Annotated in this window: 15 protein-coding genes; 11 read left to right on the top strand and 4 right to left on the bottom strand. The window is 71.7% G+C overall.

Features of this window, described 5'->3' with window-relative positions; translation table 11 throughout:
- The first annotated feature begins 96 nt into the window (after positions 1–96).
- The 4 genes from lanKC (at position 97) to OH804_RS06675 (ending at position 6,394) form a co-directional block, all read left to right on the top strand.
- On the top strand, positions 97–2,694 hold the full coding sequence (gene lanKC / locus OH804_RS06660; protein WP_406063549.1) for a class III lanthionine synthetase LanKC: 2,598 nt from the start codon (positions 97–99) through the stop codon (positions 2,692–2,694).
- Between the two features lie 5 nt (positions 2,695–2,699).
- Positions 2,700–2,819, top strand: a complete 120-nt coding sequence (locus OH804_RS06665) for a SapB/AmfS family lanthipeptide (protein WP_013734295.1) — start codon at positions 2,700–2,702, stop codon at positions 2,817–2,819.
- Positions 2,820–2,891: 72 nt separating this feature from the next.
- A complete protein-coding gene (locus OH804_RS06670) occupies positions 2,892–4,619 on the top strand; it encodes an ABC transporter ATP-binding protein (RefSeq protein ID WP_406063552.1) in 1,728 nt (575 codons plus the stop codon).
- Complete coding sequence (locus tag OH804_RS06675; RefSeq protein ID WP_406063554.1) at positions 4,616–6,394, top strand: ATP-binding cassette domain-containing protein; 1,779 nt, start codon at positions 4,616–4,618, stop codon at positions 6,392–6,394. The genes OH804_RS06670 and OH804_RS06675 overlap by 4 nt, the downstream gene beginning before the upstream one ends.
- Positions 6,395–6,424: 30 nt before the next feature.
- Here OH804_RS06675 and OH804_RS06680 read toward each other — a convergent pair whose 3' ends face one another.
- The 4 genes from OH804_RS06680 to OH804_RS06695 form a co-directional block, all read right to left on the bottom strand.
- Positions 6,425–7,009: a response regulator transcription factor gene (locus tag OH804_RS06680; RefSeq protein WP_196923950.1), complete on the bottom strand. Its 585-nt coding sequence runs from the start codon at positions 7,007–7,009 to the stop codon at positions 6,425–6,427.
- Between the two features lie 283 nt (positions 7,010–7,292).
- On the bottom strand, positions 7,293–7,901 hold the full coding sequence (locus OH804_RS06685) for a response regulator transcription factor (RefSeq protein ID WP_196923949.1): 609 nt from the start codon (positions 7,899–7,901) through the stop codon (positions 7,293–7,295).
- A gap of 197 nt (positions 7,902–8,098) precedes the next feature.
- On the bottom strand, positions 8,099–9,268 hold the full coding sequence (locus OH804_RS06690) for a hypothetical protein (protein WP_406063557.1): 1,170 nt from the start codon (positions 9,266–9,268) through the stop codon (positions 8,099–8,101).
- 184 nt (positions 9,269–9,452) lie between these two features.
- Complete coding sequence (locus tag OH804_RS06695) at positions 9,453–10,592, bottom strand: substrate-binding domain-containing protein (protein ID WP_406063559.1); 1,140 nt, start codon at positions 10,590–10,592, stop codon at positions 9,453–9,455.
- Positions 10,593–10,888: 296 nt separating this feature from the next.
- Between OH804_RS06695 and OH804_RS06700 the strand changes: the two genes are divergently transcribed.
- The 7 genes from OH804_RS06700 (at position 10,889) to iolB (ending at position 18,937) form a co-directional block, all read left to right on the top strand.
- Positions 10,889–12,892, top strand: coding sequence for a DUF2264 domain-containing protein (locus OH804_RS06700; RefSeq protein WP_406063561.1), 2,004 nt, complete (start codon positions 10,889–10,891; stop codon positions 12,890–12,892).
- A 42-nt stretch (positions 12,893–12,934) separates the two neighbouring features.
- Positions 12,935–14,239 carry an ABC transporter substrate-binding protein gene (locus OH804_RS06705; protein ID WP_196923945.1) on the top strand — a complete coding sequence of 435 codons (1,305 nt, stop codon included), beginning with the start codon at positions 12,935–12,937 and terminating at the stop codon, positions 14,237–14,239.
- Positions 14,240–14,355: 116 nt separating this feature from the next.
- On the top strand, positions 14,356–15,219 hold the full coding sequence (locus tag OH804_RS06710; RefSeq protein ID WP_307788758.1) for a sugar ABC transporter permease: 864 nt from the start codon (positions 14,356–14,358) through the stop codon (positions 15,217–15,219).
- Positions 15,219–16,115, top strand: a complete 897-nt coding sequence (locus tag OH804_RS06715; RefSeq protein ID WP_406063564.1) for a carbohydrate ABC transporter permease — start codon at positions 15,219–15,221, stop codon at positions 16,113–16,115. Before OH804_RS06710 ends, OH804_RS06715 begins: the two co-directional genes overlap by 1 nt.
- 5 nt (positions 16,116–16,120) lie before the next feature.
- Positions 16,121–16,798, top strand: coding sequence for a hypothetical protein (locus OH804_RS06720; RefSeq protein WP_406063566.1), 678 nt, complete (start codon positions 16,121–16,123; stop codon positions 16,796–16,798).
- A gap of 84 nt (positions 16,799–16,882) precedes the next feature.
- Positions 16,883–18,067 carry a glycoside hydrolase family 88 protein gene (locus OH804_RS06725; RefSeq protein ID WP_406063568.1) on the top strand — a complete coding sequence of 395 codons (1,185 nt, stop codon included), beginning with the start codon at positions 16,883–16,885 and terminating at the stop codon, positions 18,065–18,067.
- A 45-nt stretch (positions 18,068–18,112) separates the two neighbouring features.
- Entirely contained in the window at positions 18,113–18,937 is an 825-nt protein-coding gene (iolB, locus tag OH804_RS06730; RefSeq protein WP_406066459.1) for a 5-deoxy-glucuronate isomerase, read from the top strand.
- The last annotated feature ends 20 nt before the right edge of the window (positions 18,938–18,957 follow it).

Raw genomic sequence — 18,957 nt, forward strand, 5'->3', positions numbered from 1 at the left:
TCGTGACTAAGCGCACTGGGGCGCACCACGTCCCGTCGATGAGACTCGATTCGACGCCGGAACAGCAGCCGGCCGGATTCGAGGGGCGGCGGGACGGTGGACGAACGCTACGACAGCTACTGCGCCGCGGATCCGCTGTTCTACGACTCGCTCGGCAGCGCCGTCGCACAACCCGTCTTCCCGGCCGCCGAACGGCCGATGCCGACCGGCTGGCGCCGCGAGCCGCTCGACGACTGGCTGATCTACGCGCCCGACGGCGGCTCGCTGCCGCAGCAGGGCTGGAAGATCCATGTCTCGGCGGGTCTGGCGAACGCCGAGCGGGTGCTGGACGCGGTCTGGGACTACTGCGTCCCCCGCGGCCTGTCCTTCAAGTTCCTGCGCGGGCCGCGCACGATGCTGCTCCGCAATTCCAAGTACGCCGCCCGGGCCGCCAGCGGCAAGTTCGTCACTGTCTATCCCCGCGACGACGCGGAACTGGAGCTGGCCTGCAAGGAACTCGACGAACTGCTCACCGGCGAACCCGGGCCGTACATCCTCAGTGACCTCCGCTACGGCGCCGGCCCGGTCTACGTGCGCTACGGCGGCTTCGCCGCCCGCTACTGCCACTCTCCCGACGGCCAGGTGGTGCCGGCGATCGAGGACGACTCCGGCACGCTGGTGCCGGACCGCCGGGAGCCGGTCTTCCACGTACCGTCCTGGGTCACAGTGCCCGACTTCCTCGGCCCGCACCTGGCCGCCCGCGGCGGCACCAGCACAGACCAGGTGCCGTACCGGATCGAGCGGGTGATCCACTTCTCGAACGGCGGCGGGCTGTACGTGGGCAGGGACCTGCGCACCGACACCGCTGTGGTGCTGAAGGAGGCCCGACCGCACGCCGGCCTGGACGCCGACGGCACCGACGCCGTCGCCCGGCTGGCCCGCGAGGCGCAGGCCCTGCGGCAACTCGCCGACCTGCCGCAGGTGCCCCGGGTGCACGACGAGTTCGCGCTCGGCGAGCACCGGTTCCTCGCGCTCGAGTTCATCGAGGGGCGACCGCTGAACAAGGTGCTGGTCGACCGGTACCCGCTGATCGACGCCGACGCGACCGACGGCGACCGGGCGGCCTACGCCCGATGGGCCCGCCAGACGTACGAGCAGGTCGAATCCGTCGTGGCGGCGATCCACGAGCGCGGCCTGGTCTACGGGGACCTGCACCTGTTCAACATCATGATCCGACCGGACGACCGTGTGGCCCTGGTCGACTTCGAGGTGGCCGCCCCGATCGCCGGGCACCGCCGTCCCGGGCTGCGCAACCAGGGCTTCGCGGCGCCGAGGGACCGGACCGGGCCGGCGGTCGACCGGTACGCCCTGGCGTGCCTGCGGTTGGCGCTGTTCCTGCCACTGACCCAGCTGGTCCGGCTCGCCCCGGCGAAGGTGACCCACCTCGCCGACATCATCGCCGCGAACTTCCCGGTGCCGAGGTCCTTCCTCGATCCGGCGGTCGAGGAGATCACCGGTGGTCAGCAGGTCACCGCGGGCCCCGCAGGGGAGTTCGGCGCGCACGACTGGCGCACCATGCGCGAGCGGCTGACGACGGCGATCGTGGCCAGCGCCACCCCCGAGCGCGACGACCGGCTCTTTCCCGGAGACATCGAACAGTTCCGCAGCGGCGGTCTCAACCTCGCCCACGGGGCGGCGGGAGTGCTGTACGCGCTCGACAAGAGCGGTGCCGGTCGGTGGCCCGAGCACGAAGACTGGCTGGTGCGGCGGGCGACAGCGCCTCCGTCCGGCACCCGCTGCGGCTTCTACGACGGGCTGCACGGCGTCGCGTACGCCCTCGAGCACCTCGGACGCCGGCAGGACGCGCTGGACGTTCTCGACATCTGCCTGCGGGAACCCCTGGACGGGCTCGACCACAGCCTGGCGAGCGGACTGTCCGGCATCGCGCTCAACCTGGCCGAACTGGCCGCGCGGACCGGGGAGGCGTCGCTGTACGACGCCGCGTGGCGGGCGGCCGAGCAGGTGATCGGGCAGCTGGCCGACGACCCGGGCCCGGACATCAGCGGCGGACGTAACCCGTACGCCGGGCTGTTGCGTGGCCGGACCGGGCCGGCGCTGATGCTGGTGCGGCTCTACGAGCTCAGCGGCGACGACGAGCTGTTGGGGCACGCCGCCACGGCGCTGCGTCAGGACCTGCGCCGGTGCGTGCTGCGTCCGGACGGTGCCCTGGAGGTCAACGAGGGCTGGCGCACCATGCCCTACCTGGCGCACGGCAGCGTCGGCATCGGGCTGGTCCTCGACCAGTACCTGCGCCACCGGGACGACGACCGGTTCGCCGAGGCGAGCGCGGGGGTCCGCCGCGCCGCACGTTCACCGTTCTACGCACAGTCCGGGCTCTTCGCCGGCCGGGCCGGCATCATCACCTACCTCGCCGCCTCGGCCGACGACACCGACCGTCGCGAACTCGACGCGCAGGTGGATCGGCTGGCCTGGCACGCGCTGCCGTACCGGGACGGGACCGCCTTCCCCGGTGAGCAGTTGCTGCGCCTCTCCATGGACTTCGGCACCGGCACCGCTGGCGTGCTGTACGCGCTGGCCAGCGCGCAACACGATCAGCCGCCGGCGCTGCCCTTCCTCGCGCCCCTGCCGGGCGCGAACAGACTCCCTCGCGACAGCGGGGGCGACCTGATCGGCGAACGGATGGAAGGGAGGTGAACGACATGGCACTTCTGGACCTCCAGGGCCTGGAGATGGCTCCGGCCGACCGCACCGGTGGCGGTAGCCGGGCGAGCCTGCTGCTCTGCGGCGACAGCTCGCTCTCCGTCACGACCTGCAACTGATCCACGCACACGTGGGGCCCTGGGTGGGTAGACGTGCCCACCCAGGGCAACCGCGTACCAACGGGAGGACCGATGCCGACGTTCGCCGTGGGGGACAGGCTGCTGCGGCAGACGGTCCTGGCGGGCGGCGGCTGGACCGCCGCACTCGCGGCGGTCGCGCTGCTCGGCGCGGCCGCCGAACTGCTGCTCCCCGCGGTCCTCGGCCGCGCCGTCGACGCCGCCCTCGACCACGGCTCCGGCTGGTGGGCGGTGACCGCCTGCGCACTGGTCGTCGTCCTCATCTGCGTCGACACCCTCACGGACCTGGCCAGTGGGTTCGGTGCGGCGCGCGCCACCGCCGGTCTGCGCCGGCGCCTGCTGCGTCACCTGTTCGCCGTGGACGTCCGCGCCACCCGCCGGCACCCGGTGGGTGATCTCGTCGGCCGGCTGGTCGGCCAGGCCGCCGACGCGGGGCAGGCCGGCAACGCCGTGGTCCTGTCCATCGTGGCGGTGCTCCCACCGCTCGGCAGCGTCGTCGCGCTCGTCATCATGGAACCGGTCCTCGGGGTCACCCTGCTCGCCGGTCTCGGCCTGCTCGCCGTCCTCATGCGCGCCTTCGTGACCGACGCCTCGGCCGCGACCGCCCGGTACCAACGGGTGCTCGGCACCATCGCCGGCCGGCTGCTGGAGTCGCTGACCGGTGCCCGGACCATCGCCGCCGCCGGCACCACCCCTCGCGAGGAGGACCGGGTGCTGGCGGCCCTACCGGAGCTGGACCGGCACGGCCGACGCACCTGGGGACTGCTGGCCCGGGCGAGTGCCCGCACCTCGGCCGTGGCGCCACTGGTGAACCTGAGCGTCATCGCGGTCGGCGGGTACGCCCTGACCGCAGGCTGGCTCACGCCAGGTGAACTGGTCGCCGCGGTCCGGTACGCGGCCCTGGGCGCCGGGCTCGGTGCAGTGCTCGCCACCCTGAACCACCTGGTCCGCAGCCGCGCGGGCGCACACCGGGTCGCCGAGCTGCTGACGCAGCCCGCCACACCGGCAGGCGATCGGCCCCTCCCACCCGGTCGCGGCGCCCTGCGACTGCGCGGGGTGTGCGTGCACGCCGGCGACGGCCGGCCCATCCTGGACGGCATCGACCTGGACGTGCCGGCCGGGGCCACAGTGGCCGTCGTCGGAGCATCCGGTGCCGGCAAGTCGACACTGGCGGCCGTGGCGGGACGGCTGTACGACCCCGACGGCGGTGAGGTGCGACTGGACGGTGTGCCGCTGCGGGACCTCGACGACGCGGCGCTGCGCCGGGCCGTCGGCTACGCCTTCGACCGGCCGGTGCTCATCGGCGCGACCGTCCACGACGCGATCGGCTTGGCGCTGCCGGCCGACTCGGCGGCGCCGCCGGCCGATCGGAGCCCGGCCACGCCGGCGGTTCTGCGGGCGGCCCGGATGGCGGCGGTCGCCGACGTGATCGACCGCCTGCCCGGCGGCTACCGCACCCCGCTGGTGGACACACCGCTCTCCGGGGGCGAGACCCAACGCCTCGGCCTCGCCCGCGCGTTCGCCGCCGAACGGCTGCTCATTCTGGACGACGCGACGTCCAGCCTCGACACCGCTACCGAACACCGGATCACCGAGGCGGTGCTCGGGCGCGCCGGGGGCCGTACCCGACTGGTGGTCACCCACCGGACCGCGGCGGCCGCGGCGGCCGACCTCGTCGCCTGGCTGGACGGCGGACGGCTACGTGGCCTGGCGCCGCACCGGCAACTGTGGGCCGACCCGGACTACCGGGCCGTCTTCCAGCCGGCCGGCGGTGGGTCGTGAGCCGTCCCGGCGTACGCCAGGTGACCTGGCGGGCGCTGCGGGCCCGTCGGCGGGAGCTCGCCCGGCTCGGCGGCTGGTCGCTCGTCGAGTCGCTGCCCGCGCTGCTCGCCGGCTACCTGGTCGCCCGCGCCGTCGACGAGGGATTTCTGGCCGGACGTCTCCTCAACGGCCTGGCCTGGTTGGGGGTCCTCGCCGTGGCCGTGCTGGTCGGCGCGGCGGCCACTGGCCGGACGTACCGGAGCCTCGGCGCCGTGGTCGAGCCGTTCCGCGACGAGGTGGCCGCCCAGGTGGTTCGGGGCGCGCTACGCGACGCCACCAGGGCGGGTGGCCGCCCGGACAGCGTCGCCGTGACCAGGCTGACCCACCAGATGGAGATCGTCCGCGACACCTTCGCCGGTCTGCTGATGGTGACCCGCGGTTTCCTCTTCTCCGCTGGCGCGGCAGTGCTCGGCCTGCTCGCCCTGGCACCGGTGGCGACGGCGCTGGCGGTCGCGCCGCTGGTCGCCGGTCTGGTCGTGTTCCTCGCCGCGCTGCCGGCGATGGTGACGCACCAGCGCGCGTACGTCCGGGCCGGTGAGCAGCTCGGCCAGTGCGCGGCGACCGCGCTGGCAGGTCACCGTGACGTGCTGGCCTGCGGCGCCCAGGCACGCGTGACGACGGAGGTGGCGCGCTGGGTGTCGGCGCAGGCCGCCGCCGAACGCATGCTCGCCCGGATGGCGGCGATCCGCAGCCTCAGCCTCGGCATCGGCGGCTGGCTGCCACTGCTGGTGCTGATGGTGGCCGCCCCGTGGCTGGTCGAGCGGGGTCTCACCGCCGGCGCGGTGCTGGGAGCGCTGATCTACGTCTCCACCGGGTTGCAACCCGCCCTGCACACCCTGGTGCAGGGCCTCGGCGGTGGCGGGCTGCGCTACGCGGTCACCCTGGAGAACATCCTGCGCACCTGTCCGGTCTCGGACGACCCCCGCCCGTCGACCCCCGCCGCCCGGACGCCCCGCCGCCGACCGCCCACCGGTCCCACCGGCCGCCCGCCAGCCGTCGAGGTGCGGGGACTGACCTTCGGCTACGGTCCGCACGCCCGGCCCGTCCTGCAGAACTTCTCACTGACACTGGCCGACCGGGACCATCTCGCCGTGGTGGGCCCCAGCGGTGCGGGCAAGTCCACACTGGCCGCCCTGATAGCCGGTCTGGTGCCGCCGCAGGCAGGCACTGTCCACCTGGCCGGCACGACTGTCGCCGAGATCGAGCCGGCCGCCCTGGCCCGGATGCGGGTGCTGGTGCCCCAGGAGGCGTACGTCTTCACCGGCAGTCTCGCCGACAACCTCCGCTACCTCCGGCCGGACGCCGACGACCACACGCTGGAAGTCGCCCTCGACGCGCTCGGTGCGCGTCCCCTGGCGACCCGCCTGGGCGGCCTGGGGGCGCCGGTCGCGCCGGCCCTGCTCTCCGCCGGCGAGCGGCAGCTCATCGCGGCGGTCCGGGCCTGGTTGGCACCCGCGCCGTTGGTGGTCCTCGACGAGGCGACCTGTCACCTGGACCCGGCGCTGGAAGCGACAGTCGAGGCCGCCTTCGCCCGGCGGCCCGGCACTCTCGTGGTGATCGCACACCGGATCAGTTCCGCGCTGCGGGCCGGTCGGGTGCTGGTCCTCGACGGCGACGCGCCAGTGGTGGGCACGCACGAACAGTTGTTGGCCCGCTCGGCCACCTACCGGGTGCTCGTCGGCTGCTGGGACGACTCGGTGGTGCCATCCCCGGCGGCGTCAGCGCGTCAGGGCTGAAGCCCGTACATCCGCGCCCGACTGTGCCGGTCAGATCCAGCCCGCCTCGCCTGCCATCCGCACGGCCTCCACCCGGGTACGCGCGCCGACCTTGCGGGTGATCCGGCCGAGATGGTTGCGGACGGTGCCTCGGGTGAGCCCGAGCGCCGCCGCCACCTCCGCGACCGGCGCGCCTGCGGCCGTCAGCCTCAACACCTCGGTCTCGCGGCTGGTCAGTGGGCCGTCCGAGTGCAGTGCCGCGACGACGAGATCCGCGTCGAGCACGGGTTCCCGGCGGGCGAGCCGCCGGATCCCGTCGATGACCCGCTGGGGGCCGGCGTCACTGCGCAGGATGCCGACCGCCCTGGTCGGGCACAACATGCCTCGCAGCCGCCGGGCCCGATGCGGGTGGGCCAGCACCAGGACGGGGCACCGGCCGAGGCGGTCGGGATCGACTCCCTCGACGAAGTCGAGGTCGGCCACCACGACGTCGGGGCGCTGGGCGCGGACGGCCGCGGAGACCGCGTCGCCGCGATCCACCTCCGCCACGACACGGATGTCCTCCTCGGCGGCGAGGACGAACGACAGCGCGCCCAGAACCAGGGCGCCGTCCAGGGCGAGCAGGGTACGGATCACGATGAGCCTTCCCGCACTCCGATGGCGATCACACAACGTCAACATTCAAACACGCTCCCGGCGGGGCCGCACGGCGACGGGGGCGGGTCCGGCGGAGTTTCCGGACCCGCCCCGACGGCTAGGGCCTGTTTCATAAGAACTGGCCGGCCTGCGGCGGGCCAGGACGACGACCGGCGGCGTTGCGGTTTCGTCCGGATACGACACCGGTATCCGGACGAAACCGCGCCTTGCCGGATCGCCGCCCGGACTCCGCCTCGGCTCGACCGCCCTTATGAAACAGGCCCTAGAGCCAGCCGTTACGCCTCGCGCGCGACACCGCCTCCAACCGGTTGCGAGCCCCGGTCTTACGCAGAATCACCGACAGGTGATTGCGCACCGTCCCGTGCGCCAGGTAAAGGCGGACCGCGATCTCCTTCAGCGGCAGACCTTCGGCCGCCATCCGCAGCACGTCCATCTCCCGGGGCGTCAACGGCATCTCCGGTGGACTCAGCGCTGCCACGGCCGCGGCCGGGTCGATCGCCCGCTCGCCAGCCGCGAGCGCGCGGATCGCCCGCACCAGCTCGGCCAGCGAGCTGTCCTTCCCGACCAGGCCCCGCGCGCCGGCTGCCAGCGCCGCCTCGACCAGCGCCGGGCTCCACCGTGGGCTCATCGCCAGCACGGCGGCGTGCGGCGCCTCGACGTCGATCCGGGCGACCACCTCCACCGGGTCGGGCAGCTCCGGTGTCAGTGCCAGCACCACCACCTGTGGTCGACACCGCCGGACCACCGTCAACAGTTCGCCGACACCCTCGACGTCGGCGACCACCTCCATGTCCTCCTCACGTGACAGCGCGGCGCAGAGCGCCCCGCGGAGCAAACCCATGTCCTCGGCGATGACAACGTGGATCACCACGTCTTCTCCGATCTCAGGTACGCGTCACGACGGCCACTGATCCCGGAACATCCACGGTTGGTCAGTGCGGTCGTGCGCTACAGACGAGTAGGCGTCGGCCCGCCGCACCGTCGCGGCGGACGGGCGCGGGCACTGATCGACCGACCAGCGGGTGGAACAGGCCGCGTGGACCAGCCACCGGGGTCGGTCGACCCGCCTCAGCCAGGGCGGGCGATCGCAGAAGGGGTTTGGCTCTCGACCAGAAACGGCACGAGATCGCAGGGTTGCCCGGCACCGAGGTGCGACTGCCGGTCGAGCGGCCGGACCAGCCCCGGACCGGGCGCCGATCCATTGTCAACACCGGCGGCGTCCTGGTCGGCGGGCGCGACCGGCTCACCAGAAGGCACACCCCGCGCGGCCACCGGTGCCCGGCGTGCGGCGAGGTGCCCCGTCGGGGCCGTGGACCGCGTGGGGCCGACGACGGACATCGGCGGTGGCGCGGCCGGGGTCGACGGCACTGCGACGCGTACGGAGGCCAGCGCCGGACCTGCCGGTGGCGTCGGCACTGTCGGTACGGGAGCCGGCTCGGTCACCGGCACGGCGGTCGGCCCGAGTGCTGGGGGAGCGGGCAGTGCGGGTGCCGTCCCCGGAACGATCACCGGGCAGAGAGCGGGTGGTAGAACGGCATCGGCCACGCGGAGGAGCGCCATGACGACGGGCCTGATCGGCACCGTGCTCACGATGTCGACGACGTACGGCAGAGGGGCGGTGACCAGGCCGACCACTGGCGAATCGGCCGGAGCGTGCACCGCCGACGCGTCGGGGACGGCGGTGGCCGGCTGTCGCGGTGGATCGGTGGACGGCCGCGACAGGTCCAACCGCGAACGATGAGCCGCGCGGGCCACGGAGGCCGGTCGGAGCCGTTCGCGCTCCGCCGCGCGGGGTGCGACGGATGCGCCAACCCGGTGCAGCGGCACGGACACGGGCGGAGCGCTCGTCGGCCGTCGAGGCTCCGTCGAGGGTGCCTTCTCGCGGGGAGTGACGACGCCAGCGATGGGCCCTGCCAGCGGGGCACGGGATTTGTCCTGGCGGCTGTCGTCGGCGGTCGCTGCTCTGTGACGGTCCTGGCTGGGGCGGTCGGCGACCGCGAGCCGCGCGACCGACTCGACCAGACCGCCGATCCTCCGATGAGGCTCGTCACCGGAGCCGCTGCGCATCCCGTCGGCGGCGGCCGGCCCCTGAAACAGGGCGGCCACGACGAAACCGGCCCCGACGGCGGCCGCGATCAGCACCAGCCGCCGGGCGAGCCTGCGCAGCCGGCCGGCCGCAGGCGGCGCGGACCGCTCCGGCGCAGACGCCGACGGGGTTCCGTTGACGGGACTTCGCACGCGGGCACGACCCCTTCCCTCTGGGTTGCTGACCCATGGTAGCGATGCGCTCACGTATCCGCATCCGGTGGAGGTGCGCGTGCTCGTCGGCAGGATGCGGCAACACCACGTCTGATGTGGAGGCCGGTTGCCCGCTGCCCGGCGGGTCCCTGACCGGCGGACGTCCTGGTCCGGGGGAGACCGCCTACGCGGGTGGCGGCGCGGTCGACCCCCGGATCCGCAGCGACGGGCTGATGACGATCCGGTGGGTGGGGCGGTCGGGGTCGGCGAGCCGGTCGGCGACGAGACGTACGGCGGCTCGTCCGATCGAGCGTCGCGGCGGTCGGACCGCGGTCAGTGGCGGGCTGAAGAGCCCGGCGACCTCGTCGTCGTACGCGACGATGGAGAGGTCGCCGGGAACGGACAGGTGCCGCTCCTCGCAGTGCTGCACCAGCGCGATCGCCTCAGCGTCGGCGTGCACCAGCAGCGCCGTCGTCCCGGTCGCCTGGCACTGGTCGAGGATGCCGTTGAGCACGGTGTCCCGCTCGGGTGACCGGGCGTCGGGTACCACAGCCACCACCGTCGCGTCCGAGTCGAGGCCGCACTCGGTCGTGGCGTCGAGCCAGCCGCGCCGCACGTGCTGGCTGGTGGGGCTGTTGGCGTCGAGCACCAGGCCGACCTTGCGGTGTCCGAGCGAGGTGAGGTGGCGCACCGCCATGGCCGCACCGAGCGCGTGGTCGGTGACCACCGACTCCATGACGGCGTGGTGGCTGCCTACCGTGGCGGTGCGTTCCAGCAGGACGACCGGGACGCCGACCTGGTCGAGCCACTCGATGGTGCGCTCGGCGGTCGGTGCCGCCATGCTCGGCGCGATGATCAGCGCGTCGACGCCCATCCGCTCCACCAGGCGGGCCAGTTGCGGCTGGTCGTCCTCACTGTCGTAGGAGGAGCCGCGCAGAACCACACGCATGTCGAGCTCGCGGGCGGCCGATTCGACGCCGCGAGCCACGTCCGGCCAGTAGTAGTCCAAGGAGGGCACGAGCATGCCGAGGGCGCGCCCGACAAGTGGGTCCTGACCTGCGGCGGGTGGCTCGTCGGCTGCCGGGACGTCGTCCGGCAGGATCAGGGCGACCCCACCGTGGACCCGACGAACCAACCCGTCGGCGGCGAGCTCCGCGATGTCGCGCCGGATGGTGACCGGCGCGGCGCCAAGCACGTTCGACAGGTCAGAGACGCGCATCGAGCCGTCGCGTTGCAGGGCCGCCAGCAGTTGCTGGCGGCGGGCGACCTGAAGCGGCCCTCGGGAGGCCTCCGCCGTGGCGACGACGGGGGTGTCCTTGGTCATGGGGGACCTCCGAGGAACGCTTCGTGCGACGCGAGCACCCGTGCCGGCAGTTCCGTCCTCCTCGGACGGTAGAGCGGCTATGAACGATTGTGATCGTATCAGACCGCTTGACGCTTCAGGGCGGTGTTGTGCGCCTACTTGATCGATAGTGTCCACATCGGTTTGGGAGCGGCATTGACTTGCTCCGTTGTGAGCGTTTTACTTCGGAAACCCTGCGGATGCCTGCGCGTCACATTCATGGGCAACGCCCCGCTCGCCACATTCCATGGAGACGGATCGATGCGACAGGACCACGGATGACGTACGGGACGACCGGCCAGGTGACCCCGGGGACGGGCTCGGATGTCGCCACCGCCGGGACCTGGAACCGGGATGACTGGTTGGCCCTCGCCGACCGGATGCTCGCCGCCGCCCGACCGTTCGCGTCGCCCGGACACGCCCTCGTCACCTTTCCCGGCCCGGAGGGCGGTTATGGGCGGGCCGTCGACGGACTGGAGGGTTTCGCCCGCACCTTTCTGCTGGCTGGTTTCCGCATCGCGGGTGCCCGGGGAGTGGGCGTGGACGAGCTCGTGGACCGGTACACGGCTGGTATCACCGCCGGCACCGACCCGCGCTCTCCAGACCGTTGGGTGCGCTTGGACGAGCACCCCCAGGCCAAGGTGGAGGCCGCCTCCATCGCGCTGGTCCTGGACATGACCCGCCCATGGATCTGGGATCGGCTGCCGTCCGTGGTGCGCGGGCGGGTGGTGGACTATCTGCGCCCGGCGGTCGGCGACGACACGTACCCACGGATCAACTGGGTCTGGTTCCGGCTGGTCGTCCAGACGTTCCTGCGTTCGGTGGGCGGGCCGCACTCGCTCGACGAGATGAACGAGGACCTGACCACCCATGACGGCTTCGTCCGCGGGAACGGTTGGATGTCCGACGGGTCGCACCGCGCCTACGACCACTACGTGGGCTGGGCCCTGCACCTCTACCCGACGCTGTGGGCCCGGATGGCCGGCGCCGCGGGCCTGGCCGAGCAGCGCCGCGAACGGGACCTGGCCGGCCTCGACCGCTTCCTGAGCGACGCTGTCGCGCTCGTGGGCGCCGACGGATCACCGTTGATCCAGGGGCGAAGCCTGACCTACCGTTTCGCCGCGGCGGCGCCGTTCTGGATCGGCGCCGTCGCCGACGTGCCCTCGGTCAGCCTCGGCCGGTTGCGCGGCGCGGCCACCCGCATCGTGCGTCACTTCGTCGCCAACGGCGCCCCGGACGAACGAGGCCTGCTCACCCTCGGCTGGCACGGGCCGTGGCCGCGACTTGCGCAGTCGTACTCCGGGCCGGGCTCGCCGTACTGGGCCAGCAAGGGCCTGCTCGGCATCGCGCTGCCCGTCGACCATCCGGTGTGGACGACTCCCGAGGAGCCGCTGCCGGTGGAGGAGCGGGACGCGGTGCGGGCGATACACGCGCCCGGCTGGCTGGTCTCCGGCACCCGTGCCGACGGTATCGTCCGCGTCGTCAACCACGGCACCGACCACGCCGTCGAGGGCGCCACCGTCTCAGATTCCCCGCTCTACGCCCGACTGGGTTACTCCACCGCCACCACCCCGGTCCTCGACGACAGCGGCTGGGCCAGTCCGCTCGACCAGTCCGTCACTCTCGTCGACGACGCGGGCCGGGTCACCCACCGCGCCGGTATGCGCCTGCTGACCGTTCAGGTCGACCCCGACGGTGTGGGCGTGGCCGGGTCACGTGCCCTCGCCCACTGGGTCGACCCGGAACCGGGTCAGCGCGATCACGGCGGCGGTCGCGTGGGCCGGTCCCGACCGGCCGGGCACCTCACCGTGTATTCGCTGGTCCGCGGCCCCTGGGAGCTACGTCTGACCCGCGTCGACGGCCTCGCCGACGGCGTCGAGGCGGCTGCGCTGCGGCTACGGATCGGCGGCTGGGCCGTTGCCGGGGATGCCACGGCCACGGCCGGTGGCGGTGTAGCGGTCGTGACGGGGGCCGACCTGACCAGCTGGCTCGAGAGCGTTCACGGCGGCGGAACGGCCGGCGTCACCGCCGTTCCGCACGGCGGGCCCCTTGCCGGCGGGCTGGTCGTGCCCTGGCTGGACCACCCCGTCCGGCCGGGGGCATGGGCCGCCACCTTCACGGAGCTGTCCAGGGCGCCGGTGGCCACGGCCGGGCAGGCATGCCAGGCCGTGGTCGACGAGGACGGCCGCGGCCTCCACCTGGCGGTCGACTGGCCCGACGGGATCAGCACGTCGACCCGTCTGGACACGGAGCATGCCAGGCCCACCCAGGCGACCTGGTAGCAGTGCGGGCCCGTCCGGGCCCCTTGACCTGAAGGAGCGAGCATGAAGCGTGCGATACCGGCCGTCATCAGCGCCGCGACGGCCCTGGCGCTGGTTCTCGCGGGCTGCGGGGGCGGAGACGAGCCAGTCGACCCCAATGCCCCGGTGACCATCACCCTGGCCGGCTGGAGCCTGTCGTCCACACCCGAGTTCAAAGCGCTCGCCGACGGCTTCAAGGCGACCCACCCGAACGTGACGGTGGAGCTCAAGGAGTACGCCCCAGGCAACGACTACGACACCCAGATGATCACGGACCTGGCCGCCGGCACCGCCCCGGACGTCTACGTCATGAAGAACCTCAAGAACTTCTACACGTACCAGAGCGGTGGTCAGCTGCTCGACGTCTCCGACGCCACTTCCGGTCTCGGCTCGAGCCCGGCGCTCGCGTCGTACCAGGTGGATGGCAAGGCGTACGCGGTGCCGTACCGGCAGGACTCCTGGGTGTTGTTCTACAACAAGGACCTGTTCGCGAAGGCGAAGGTGGCGCCGCCGGACGGCAACTGGACCTGGGACGACTACACCGACGCGGCGAAGCGGCTGCACACCGGGCTGAAGGGGGCCGGCTCGAACGCGACCGGCGCCTACCAGCACACCTTCCAGTCGACGGTGCAGGGATTCGCGCTCGCCCAGACCCCCAACGCGGACCTGCTTTCCGGGGACTTCGGCTACCTGAAGCCGTACTACGAGCGGTCACTGGACCTGCAGGCGGCCGGGGCGCAGCCGACCTTCGGCACCGCGAAGACCAACAAACTCACCTACCAGGCGCAGTTCGGCAAGCAGCAGTCGGCGATGCTGCTGATGGGTACCTGGTACGTGGCCACGCTGCTCAACCAGCGACAGAGCGGTGACGCCGACACGTTCCAGTGGGGGATCGCCCCGGCGCCGCAGTTCGACAAGTCCACCACCGGCACCTCCGCCACACCTGTCACCTTCGGCGACCCGACCGGCCTGGGGATCAACCCGAAGATCAGCAAGTCCAAGACCGCCGCGGCCAAGGCCTTCCTCCAGTACGCGGCCGGCCCGGACGCCGGCAAGGCGCTGGCCGGGATCGGCATCACCCCGGCCCAGGTCACCGACGCGGTCACCGCGACGCTGTTCGGGCTGGCCGGCGTACCGCAGGACGACCTGTCGAAGTTCGCCTACGCCAAGCACACCGTCAAGCCGGAGAACCCGGTGTCGAAGCACACCGCCGGCCTGCAGAACCTCCTCAACGAGACGCACTCGGCGATCCTCTCCGACAGCAAGGGCGTCGACGCGGAGCTGAGCAAGGCGCAGGCCCGCGCCAAGAACGAGGTCCTCAACCAGTGAGCTGATGGCGGGTCCGGCGCGCCTCCGCCGCACGCCGGTCCCGCCACCACGCCGAACGCTCCCGGAGACTCCCTATGGCAACATTGCCGCGCACGAGACCCAGGAACCGGCGGCTGGTGTCGCGCAACACGGTCGCCGGCTGGTCGTTCATCCTTCCCAACTTCGTCGGCTTCGCCGTGCTCACCCTGCTACCCGTCGTCGTGCTGTTCTACGTGGCCTTCACCAACTGGAACGTCTTCGGGGTGGCCGAGTGGACCGGCACCGCCAACTTCCGGCGGATGTGGGACGACGCGAGCTTCTGGACCGCGTTGCGCAACACCGTCTACTACACCGTCTTCCACATCCCGCTGACCCTCGCGGCGTCACTCGGGCTGGCGCTGCTGCTCAACCGCAAACTGCGCGGCGTACGGTTCTTCCGCACCGTCGCCTTCTTCCCCTACATCACCTCGATCGTGGCGATCGCGGTCGTGTGGAACCAGCTGTTCAGCCCGGAGTACGGCCCGATCAACGCTCTCCTCGGTGCCGTGGGGGTGGACAACCCGCCGGGCTGGACCACGTCGTCGACCTGGTCGATGCCGGCGGTCATCATCGTCGGCACCTGGCGGTACATGGGCTACTACATGCTGCTGTTCCTGGCCGGCCTGCAGACCATCCCGGCCCAGCTCTACGAGGCGGCCGAGACCGACGGCGCCACACCGTGGCAGCGGTTCGTGCACGTGACCCTGCCAGGGCTGCGACACACGACCTTCTTCGTCACCGTGCTGCTGACCATCGAAAGTTTCAAGGTCTTCGACCTCATCCTCGTGATGACCGGCGGCGGACCTGGCCAGTCGACACTGGTGCTCTCGCAGTACATCTACCAGAAGAGCTTCGAGGAGAACCAGTTCGGCTACGCCTCGGCGGTCTCCATCGTCCTGTTCGCCATCTGCTTCAGCATCACGGTCATCCAGTTCATGGTCAACAAGCGGAGGAACAGCTGATGACCGCGACCGACCTCTCCCTGGCCACCCCCGCCGTCGCCGCGCCCGACAACCGCAGCGCGCCCGGCCGACCGGTCCGGTCCCGGGGCTGGCGGCTCGTCGGGTACGCCGCCCTCGTGCTCGCGGCGGCCGGGCTGCTGCTGCCGTTCTACTGGATGGTGGTGGCGTCGTTGAAGACCAACAGCGACGTCTTCACCATCCCGATCACCTGGCTCCCCGATCCCGTGGTGTGGCGCAACTACCTCGACATCTGGCAGCGGTCGGACATGACGACGTGGTTGGGTAACACCCTGCTGCTGTCGGTGGTCGTCACCCTCCTGCAGGTGGTGACCGGCAGCTTCGCCGCCTACGGCTTCGCCCGGGTCCGCTTTCCCGGCCGCAACGCGCTCTTCCTGGCGTACGTCGGAACGATCGCGGTGCCCTGGCAGTCGTACATGATTCCGCAGTTCATCCTCATGTCGAAGTTGCAGTTGTCGAACACGCTGTGGTCGATCGTCGCGCTGCAGGCGTTCGGCGCGTTCGGCGTGTTCCTGATGAAGCAGTTCTACGAGACGATCCCCGAGGAGCTGAGCGAGTCGGCGCGGGTCGACGGTCTCAGCGAGTTCGGCATCTACCGTCGGATCATGCTGCCGCTGTCCCGACCGGCGCTGGCCAGCCTGGCCCTGCTGACGTTCGTGACCACCTGGAACGACTACCTCGGCCCGCTGATCTACCTGCGCAGTCCGGAGCTGCGCACCATCCAACTCGGGCTGAACACCTTCATCTCCCAGTACAACGCCGAGTACGCGCTGATCATGACGGGCTCCGTGCTGTCCGTGCTGCCCGTCGCGGTGATCTTCCTGCTCGGCCAGCGCCACTTCATCGAGGGCATCGCCTCGACCGGACTGAAGGGTTGAGGCCCATGCGTTCGCGCCACCACACCATCACCGCCGTCTTCGACGGGTTCTACGTCGCGCTCGTCACCAACCTGCTGCTGGTGCTCGGTTGCCTGCCACTGGTGACGCTCGCGTTCACCACCGAGGCGGCACGCTCGTGGCCGCTGTACGCGCTGACCGCCCCGCTCTGCGCGCCCGGGCTCTGTGCGGTCTTCGCGGTCATGTCCGCCTACTCCGCCGGCGACTCCGGCGGGGTGCTGCGCACCTACGGCCGTGCCTGGCGAGCCACCGCCCGGCCGGCGATGCTCTGGACGGCGGCAGCCATGGCCGCACTGGTCGTGCTCGCCGTCGACGCCCGCGCCGCGTGGGGCCATCGGGTCGGCGCACTCGCCCTTCCGGTCCTGGCGACCCTGATCGTCCTCACCATCGCGACCACGCTGCTCGGGCTGGTGACCCTCGCCGACCGACCCACCGCGCGGTTGCGTGACGTGGCCCGTGCCTGCCTGTATCTGGCGGTGCGCCGCTGGTACCTCACCGCCGTGTCTCTGCTCGTCCTCGTGCTGCTCGCCCAGATCCTGGCCGCCCGCCCCGCGATCGCGCTCGGCCTCGCCGCCGCGCCACTGCTCTACGTCGTGTGGGCCAACTGCCGCTTCACCATGCGCGCCGCCCTCGACCCACCGACGACAGCACCCCAGACCACGTGAACACCAGGTTCCGGCCACCGATCCGGGACGCCGATGAGACACCTGCCCGGCACCGGACCGGACACACGAGGGAGATCAGCATCCATGACGGCGACCGACGTCCGTCCCAACTCCGACGCAGAAGCCACGGCGGCCGCGGTGGCCGCCGCGATACGTACCGTCGGCGCGAACATCGCCACCTTCGGCGACCGGTACCCCGCGGACACCACCGACGCCAACCGCTACCCGCTCCGGCCACCGAGTGCTGGCCAGCCCGAGGGTGCCAACGTCGGCTGGACCACCAGCTTCTGGCCGGGCATGCTCTGGCTGGCACACGACCTGACCGGTGACGATCGCCACCTGCGGGCCGCGATGGCGCACGTGGACAGCTTCGCGGCCCGGATGACCGACGGCATCGACCTGGACACCCATGATCTCGGGTTCCTCTACACCCTCGCCTGCGTCACCCCGACCCGTCGTACCGCCGACCAGCGGGCCCGAGACGCGGCTCTCGCCGCCGCCGACCACCTGATGACGCGCGTTCTCGAACCCGCCGGAATCATCCAGGCCTGGGGCGACCTGAACGACCCCCGCCAACGCGGCCGCACCATCATCGACAGCCTCATGAACACGCCGCTGCTCTTCTGGGCCAGCGAGACCACCGGCGACGACCGCTACGCCGCCGCGGCTCGCCGGCACACCGCTCAATTGCGCCAGCACATCCTGCGTCCGGACGGCACCACCTTCCACACCTTCTACTGGGACACGGACAGCGGCGCGCCACTGCGCGGGGAGACCGAACAGGGCCACGCCGACCACTCCTGCTGGGCGCGTGGGCAGGCCTGGGGCATCTACGGGTTCAGCCTCAACCACCGGCACATCGGCGACCCCGCGCTGCTCGCCGCCGCGAGGACCTGCGCCGACCACTTCCTCGCGCGCCTGCCCGACGACCACGTCGCGTACTGGGATCTGGAGTTCGGCGACGGCAGCGGCCAGGAGCGGGACAGCTCGGCAGCGGCGATCGCCGTCTGTGGCCTGGTCGAACTGGCGGACGGCCTCGCCGACACGCCCGGCGCCGGCCGGTACCGGACAGCCGCCACCAAGATCCTGCGCTCGCTCATCGACAACTACTCCACGGGCAGCCATCCGGCCTCGAATGCGCTGATCCTGCACGGCGTCTACGACAAACCCAAGAGCGTCGGCGTCGACGAGGGAACCCTCTGGGGCGACTACTTCTACCTGGAAGCCCTCACCCGGGCCACGATCCCTGGCTGGATCAGCCCCTGGTAGCCGCCCCGACCGACCCGCACTGCCCGCATTCTGCGAAAGGTGATCATGAACTACCGCTACCACTGCTCCATCCCCGCCCTCGACGGCCGGAACACGCTGCCCTTCAACCCCTGCCGGCTGCTGGACTTCACACTGCTGCGGCTGTCGGCCGGCGAGTCCTGGACCGGCGGGTCCGGCGACCGGGAGATCCTGGCCGTCATCCTCGGTGGCACGGCCAGCTTCACCGTCGCCGACCGCCACTTCCCGCAGGTCGGTCAGCGTGCCGACGTCTTCTCCGGTAAGCCGCACTCCGTCTACATCCCGGCCGGCTCCGAGGTGACCGTCGAGGCCGTCACCGACGTGGAGATCGCCCTGCCCAGTGCACCCAGCGAGTTGGCCACCGACCCCTATGTCATCGCACCGGAGCAGGCCGCGAACGGCCGCTGGGGAGCGGCCAACTTCGGCCGTACCTACCACCAGATCCTCACCGAAATCTCGCAGCCGGACCTGCCCGCCCGCCGTCTCATCGTCGGCGAGACCTACACGCCCTCGGGCAACTGGAGCACCTACCCGCCACACCGGCACAAGGTCGACGACCTGCCAGCCGAGGCCGCACACGAGGAGATGTACTACTACCGCGTCAACCCGGCGAACGGGTTCGGCATCAGCCGGGTCTACACCGACGACGGGTACGAGGAGAACGTCACCATCCGTGATCATGTCATGCAGATGATGCCGGAGGGGTACCACACAGTGGTGAGCGCGCCCGGCTACACCACCTACTTTCTGTGGTTCCTGGCCGGCACGCAACGCACCCAGGGTGCTCGCGAGGACGCCGACCTCGCCTGGGTGGGCCAGACCGTACCGACCCTGCGGAGCCTGGGCCTGTAGTGACGTCCGGTGGAACCCAT

This window comes from Micromonospora sp. NBC_00860 (assembly GCF_045207375.1).
GTDB classification, from domain to species: Bacteria; Actinomycetota; Actinomycetes; order Mycobacteriales; family Micromonosporaceae; genus Micromonospora; species Micromonospora vinacea.

Excerpts from the sequence above, each read along its gene's own strand:
- OH804_RS06670 (WP_406063552.1), top strand. The coding sequence starts at position 2,892 with ATGCCGACGTTCGCCGTGGGGGACAGGCTGCTGCGGCAGACGGTCCTG.
- OH804_RS06720 (WP_406063566.1), top strand. The coding sequence starts at position 16,121 with ATGCGTTCGCGCCACCACACCATCACCGCCGTCTTCGACGGGTTCTAC.
- OH804_RS06705 (WP_196923945.1), top strand. The coding sequence starts at position 12,935 with ATGAAGCGTGCGATACCGGCCGTCATCAGCGCCGCGACGGCCCTGGCG.
- OH804_RS06665 (WP_013734295.1), top strand. The coding sequence starts at position 2,700 with ATGGCACTTCTGGACCTCCAGGGCCTGGAGATGGCTCCGGCCGACCGC.
- OH804_RS06700 (WP_406063561.1), top strand. The coding sequence starts at position 10,889 with ATGACGTACGGGACGACCGGCCAGGTGACCCCGGGGACGGGCTCGGAT.
- OH804_RS06725 (WP_406063568.1), top strand. The coding sequence starts at position 16,883 with ATGACGGCGACCGACGTCCGTCCCAACTCCGACGCAGAAGCCACGGCG.
- OH804_RS06695 (WP_406063559.1), bottom strand. The coding sequence starts at position 10,592 with ATGACCAAGGACACCCCCGTCGTCGCCACGGCGGAGGCCTCCCGAGGG.
- iolB (WP_406066459.1), top strand. The coding sequence starts at position 18,113 with ATGAACTACCGCTACCACTGCTCCATCCCCGCCCTCGACGGCCGGAAC.
- OH804_RS06715 (WP_406063564.1), top strand. The coding sequence starts at position 15,219 with ATGACCGCGACCGACCTCTCCCTGGCCACCCCCGCCGTCGCCGCGCCC.